The 5842-nt window shown below is 54.7% G+C and carries 5 protein-coding genes; 3 read left to right on the forward strand and 2 right to left on the reverse strand.

Annotation, left to right across the window (positions count from 1 at the left end; genetic code table 11):
• Positions 1-62: 62 nt before the first annotated feature.
• Both RT52_RS17915 and RT52_RS17920 read right to left on the reverse strand, forming a co-directional pair.
• On the reverse strand, positions 63-1163 hold the full coding sequence (locus RT52_RS17915) for an ABC transporter ATP-binding protein (protein WP_034803815.1): 1101 nt from the start codon (positions 1161-1163) through the stop codon (positions 63-65).
• A 103-nt stretch (positions 1164-1266) separates the two neighbouring features.
• Positions 1267-2118 carry a PucR family transcriptional regulator gene (locus tag RT52_RS17920; protein ID WP_034803817.1) on the reverse strand — a complete coding sequence of 284 codons (852 nt, stop codon included), beginning with the start codon at positions 2116-2118 and terminating at the stop codon, positions 1267-1269.
• Between the two features lie 75 nt (positions 2119-2193).
• On the opposite strand from RT52_RS17920, the gene RT52_RS17925 reads away from it, so the two are divergent.
• The 3 genes from RT52_RS17925 to RT52_RS17935 all read left to right on the forward strand — a co-directional run bounded on the left by RT52_RS17925 (position 2194) and on the right by RT52_RS17935 (position 5596).
• On the forward strand, positions 2194-3285 hold the full coding sequence (locus RT52_RS17925; RefSeq protein WP_051690224.1) for a DUF445 domain-containing protein: 1092 nt from the start codon (positions 2194-2196) through the stop codon (positions 3283-3285).
• Positions 3286-3320: 35 nt separating this feature from the next.
• On the forward strand, positions 3321-3692 hold the full coding sequence (locus tag RT52_RS17930) for a YlbF/YmcA family competence regulator (protein WP_024371783.1): 372 nt from the start codon (positions 3321-3323) through the stop codon (positions 3690-3692).
• 128 nt (positions 3693-3820) lie between these two features.
• Positions 3821-5596, forward strand: coding sequence for an SLC13 family permease (locus tag RT52_RS17935; RefSeq protein WP_034814436.1), 1776 nt, complete (start codon positions 3821-3823; stop codon positions 5594-5596).
• Positions 5597-5842: the final 246 nt, after the last annotated feature.

Here is a 5842-nt window from a genome sequence, read left to right on the forward strand (position 1 = left end):
TTTTAGTGTCTACTACTCAGGGTACAGTTTAATTAGCGGTTCACTTCTTTTTTAGATTAGTTTTAACGGATGACTTGCTCTGTTTCAGAATCGAAGAAGTGCGCTTTTGTCATATCGAGCGCGAGTGTGACGTCATCGCCCATATGGATGTTCGAACGTCCGTCGATGCGAGCCGTGAACTGGTGGCCACCGAGTTCGGCGTACAAGTACGACTCGGCGCCCATGAGCTCAGCGACATCGATGTGTGTTTGGAACGTGTGTGTCGTCGGCGAATCGATGTAGATCGGCTCATCATGGATCGATTCTGGACGAATTCCGAGGATGAGTTCTTTCCCGATGTACCCACGGTCGCGAAGACCTTTCATCTTCCCTTCAGGCACGTTGATTTCTTCGCCGCTCACGACGAACTTGCCGTCTGCGAGTGTGCCGCGGAAGAAGTTCATCGAAGGTGATCCGATAAAGCCGGCCACGAAGATGTTGTCCGGGTTGTCGTACACTTCTTTCGGCGAACCGACTTGTTGGATGATCCCGTCTTTCATGATGACGATACGCGTCGCGAGTGTCATCGCTTCCGTTTGGTCATGGGTAACGTAAATCGTCGTCGTGTCGAGACGGTTGTGGAGCTGGATGATCTCTTTACGCATCTGTACGCGAAGCTTGGCATCTAAGTTTGAGAGCGGCTCATCCATCAAGAACACTTTGGCGTCACGGACGATGGCACGACCGATGGCGACACGTTGGCGCTGACCACCTGAGAGTGCTTTCGGTTTACGCTCGAGGTACTCTTCAAGTCCGAGGATGCGGGCAGCGTCTTGGACGCGGCGATCGATTTCATCTTTCGGGAACTTGCGAAGCTTCAAACCGAACGCCATGTTGTCATAGACGCTCATGTGCGGGTAAAGGGCATAGTTTTGGAAGACCATGGCGATGTCGCGGTCTTTCGGTGCGACGTCGTTCATGCGCTTGCCGTCGATGATGAAGTCGCCGCTCGAGATTTCTTCGAGTCCTGCGATCATACGGAGTGTCGTCGATTTCCCGCAACCAGACGGTCCGACGAAGACGATGAACTCGCGGTCTTTAATGTGCAAGTTAAAATCGCTGACTGCCTTCGAGTCCCCACCGTCGTATATTTTATCAATGTGATTCAATTGAATTTCTGCCATGTCGTTAGCCTCCTGAGAATGTGCTCTAGTATAATAGCGCTTACAAGAACGATTATACGATGAAACCGCTTGCATTGAATATGGACACGTTGCACAAAAACATTTACTCAGATTTGTGCAACGTGACAATCAGTTGGAGCAGACTCGCATCGTGGAACTGGCGCGCGTCATAACCGGTCGCTTCATAGAGCCGGTCGAGCCGATAGTTGAGCGTGTTCCGATGCATGAAGAGCGCCTTGGCGGTATGGGAGACGTTCAGCGTATGGGCGAACAGCGCCTCGAGCAGCTCCCGTGCCGTCGCATCGAGGGCTTGATGCGTTGTCTCGGTTAGGCGGAGACGAGCGGCAAAAGACTCATGGTCTTGTAACAAATAATGGTATAATAATTGACTAGCAGGGTAAGCTTTAATAGAGCGTTTCGCGAGCGGGAGCAACACTTGATGTTCCGCATAAAGCGGGGCGAGCGCACCGAGCGGGCGCTCGCTATAAACGACGCTCGCTTCGACATAAAAGTCACCGGCGACGGCGCGCAAGACGTCTTCGAACTCGGCCATGTCGACGAGCGTTTCCGTCTCGAGCACTTCGATGTGTCGCGCGGTCATGACGATGATGACGGCAGAAGGCATGAAGTCACGGAGCACGTCGACGAACGTCTCGAGCGCTTCCGGCTCCTGGTAATGCAGGGCAAGCGACGAGAGCCGGAACGGCCGCTCGATGCGGAACGCGTCGTCGAACAGTCGGCCATGCCACAACGCTTGGACCGAATCGAGCGTCGTGACGAACGGAGTCGCCCAAAGCGAGACGAGCCGTCGCTCGCGTTCGGTCAGTTCCGTTTTCGGAAGACCGAACACCGTCCCATCATGGGCTTTGTACCAGACATAGTCACCGGATGCGTCCTCCGACCGATGGACAACGGACGGGAAAATCGATTTAATACGTTCAAACGTAGTCAACACAATCACCTCTTCAACAATGTATCATATTTCAGATCGGAGGCAGACAGTTTGGATAGTCTACTGAAAATAATCATCATGATCGCCATCGGGGCGACCATCGGGGGAGTGACGAACTTCTTCGCCGTCAAAATGTTGTTTCGTCCGCACGAGCCGAAGTATATCGGCAAGATGCGCGTCCCGTTCACGCCAGGACTCATTCCAAAGCGACGCGACGAACTGGCGTCAAGCCTCGGGAAGACCGTCGTCAAGCACCTGCTGACGCCGGAAGGGATGCGCAAGCGTCTTCTCGACGAACAAATCAGCAGTCACATTACCCATTTCGTCCAAACCGAGGTCGAGAAGATGTTGCGGTCGGAGAAGACGGTCCGCTCCCTCATCGAACCGCTCTATCCGGATGCAGAGGAACGGATTTTGACTGCGGCGGACGCGAGACTCCGGGACGAATTGACGCATGTGCTCCAAGACGTCAAAACCCGGAAACTGTATGAGCTTCTCGGCGAGGAAGGGATGGACCGCGTCCGCGCTATCATCCCTGAGATCGTCGACACGATGCTCATCAAGTCGGAAGAGTATTTTTATTCAGTGGAAGGGGAGGCCCAGCTGCGCCATATGGTCGACTCATTCGTCCAACGCCGCCTCGGCTTTATCGCTGGCTTTATCCAAAACGTGAACTTCGTCGAGATGATTCGTCCGGAAATTATCAATATCTTACGGGGCAGCTCGACGCGGGCCGGGATGGCGACGATGATCACGCGCGAGTTCGAACGGTTCAGCGAGCGTCCGGTCGCGACGTTCATCGATGAGCCGCTTGAGAAGCGCCTCATCGATGGTGTCGTCACCGAAGTCGTCACACGCCTGCCGGTCGGAAGTCTACTCGACCGGACCGTCTATTCGTATACACGTGACGTCGAGGCGCGCGTCGTCGAAGAGCTCGTGCCGAAAGGGGTGACGCTCGTCATCATGCGCTTCACCGATCAGATGGAGAAGATTATGGACCGCTTGAAGATTGACCAAATCGTTCAAGAGCAGGTCCGCTCGCTCGACACCTCGTATTTAGAGGAGATCGTCTTGTCGATTTCAAAACGGGAGTTCCGGGCAATAACATGGCTTGGGGCGCTATTAGGTGGTATGATTGGGTTGATTCAAGGGTTGATTGCCATCATTTGATTGGCACGCCCTAATAGCTTTTAGGAGGACGTCACATGTCACAAACAAACTTGTACGATCATGCTTACCAATTGGAGAAAGCACTTCGCGATTCTGAAGAGTTCACAAACCTCTCTTCACTATACGACCGTGTCAATGCGGATGCAGAAGCGAACCAGTTGTTCGCTGACTTCCGTGAAATCCAAATGACGCTTCAACAGAAGCAGATGCAAGGGGAAGAGATCTCAGAACAAGAGATGATGGACGCCCAAACGAAAATGATGAACGTTCAACAGAACGAGTTGATCATGGAGCTCATGCAAGAAGAGCAGCGCATGCACCAGCTCGTCACAGAAGTGACGAAAATCATCATGAAGCCACTCGAAGAGCTTTACGCTCCGATGGTGAACGAAAACGAAGTCCAATAAGGATGGATGGCGGATGGCTCATGCCATCCGTTTTTTTGTTGAACAACTTGTCAAATCCGATATGATAACGCTTCCATCACTGGTGGTATACTATCCTTGTAGAAACTTTCACATGGAGGGTGGACGCCGTGATTACCTTAATCATTTTGGCCATCATGATTGTATATTTCATCGGGGGGTGGCTCAGGGCAGACCTCGTGGCACTGCTCGGTCTGCTCGCGCTCGTATTGACGAACCAATTGACCCCGGTCGAGGCGATGGCCGGCTTTTCGAATCCGGTCGTCTTAATGATTGCCGGGCTCTTCATCGTCGGGGCAGGTCTATTCCATACAGGTCTCGCCGAACGGGTTGGGGCCGGAATGATTCCTTACGCGAAAGGGAGCGAGGTTCGCCTGTTCTTCGTTCTCATGGTGACGGTGACGTTTCTCTCGAGCCTCATGTCGAACACGGGGACGGTGGCGCTTTTGATTCCAGTCGTCCTCGCCATGTCCCGTCAGTTAGGGACGAGTCCGGCGAAACTGCTCATGCCGCTCGCCTTCTTCTCAAGCATCGGCGGCACGATGACGATCATCGGGACGCCACCGAACCTTGTCGCCGCCGAAGTGTTGCGAAGCGCCGGGGGACAGACAATCGGCTTCTTCTCACTCTTGCCGGTCGGTCTCGTCGCGGCCGCGGTCGGCTTGCTTTACTTTTACGTGATTGGAAATCGATTGTTGGATGTTGGTGACGTACCGGAATCGGTCGCGTCGCATCCGATGATGCCGCCGCTGAGCGTATATGCGTTCCATGTCCAAAAAGGGCATCCGCTCATCGGTCGTGAGCTACGCGAGACGTTATGGTCCCGCCACGGGTTGACAGTGCTCGGGGAACGGAGAAAAGGGTTGGCCCATCGCCTTCACGCCGCGAGAGCGGACACGGTGCTCCATGAGGGACGTCTCCTCGTCAGTGGGGCAGAAGAAGACGTCCATCGCATCGCGCGTCAAGAAGGGTTGCGTTATGAGCACGTCTCACCGAGAGACGTCTACGGGAAAGAGGCGGGGGTCGTCGTCTTCACGATACCGGCCGACAGCCCGCTCATCGGGCGCTGTTTGAAAGAGAGCCGTCTCCGCAATCGATACGGCTTGAACGTCTTGCGCGTGATTCGTCCGAACGAGGAGATAGCGATGACGAAGCTGAAAGACGTTCGCCTCGAGCAGGGAGATATGCTCGTCGCCCAAGGAGAATGGGGTGACTTGGAGAAAGTCGGGGATGAGACGCACTTGCTGCTCGCGAATGAGCGGGTGACCGACGTGGCGAACCGGGCCGTATCGGAGCGGCATCAGCTCGCCGCCGGCATCATCATGGCCGCAATGGTCGCGTTGCTCGTCTTCGAATGGGTCGACCCGACCGTCGCCGTCTGGTTGGCCGCCTTGGCGATGGTGCTCACGGGGGCGGTCCGGCATATGGATGTTGCCTATCAATCGATTCAATGGTCGTCACTCTTACTCATCGCGGCGATGATTCCGGTCGGTCAGGCGCTCGAGAACGCCGGCGTGATGGCGTGGCTCGTCACGTGGATGAGCGAGTCGTTCGGCCGTGCGGGTCCCGCCTGGGTGCTCATCGCCATCTTTGTGGCGACGATGATGCTCAGTCAAATCATCTCGAACACCGCGACGGCCGTCCTGTTCGCACCGCTCGCTTTGTCGCTCGCGTCGGCGCTTGACGTCAGTCCGGTTCCGCTCGTCGTCGCGGTCGCGATCGCGGCCTCGCTCGCATTCATGACGCCGTTCGGTTCGCCGACGAATGCGATGGTGTTCGGCATCGGGGGCTATCGCTTCTTTGACTTCGTCAAAGTCGGCTTGCCGTTGCAAGTCGTGACAGCGATCATCGCGATTTTCACGATTCTACTCATCTTTCCGTTTTGAAGGACATGTTAATCCATCCGCCGAATATGTGAAAAAATGCTAAATGATGAGGGGATAGACGATGTTGAAACGAATCGGAATGTTATTGGCGGTCGTCTTGTTAGCCGCTCACAGGCAGTTCGTACTCGCTAGACGGCAAGACGTCGGAAGACCTCCATCCGGACGATTATTGGCAATGGCTGAAGGACTGGGATCAAAAATATAGCGAATGAACGAAACGAGGCTGGGACATAACTCAGTAGATTT

Origin of the sequence: Exiguobacterium alkaliphilum 12/1 (assembly GCF_000714435.1) — a bacterium.
GTDB classification, from domain to species: Bacteria; Bacillota; Bacilli; order Exiguobacteriales; family Exiguobacteriaceae; genus Exiguobacterium; species Exiguobacterium alkaliphilum.

Coding starts and splice junctions, on each gene's coding strand:
- RT52_RS17915 (WP_034803815.1), bottom strand. CDS start 1,163: ATGGCAGAAATTCAATTGAATCACATTGATAAAATATACGACGGTGGG.
- RT52_RS17925 (WP_051690224.1), top strand. CDS start 2,194: ATGATCGCCATCGGGGCGACCATCGGGGGAGTGACGAACTTCTTCGCC.
- RT52_RS17930 (WP_024371783.1), top strand. CDS start 3,321: ATGTCACAAACAAACTTGTACGATCATGCTTACCAATTGGAGAAAGCA.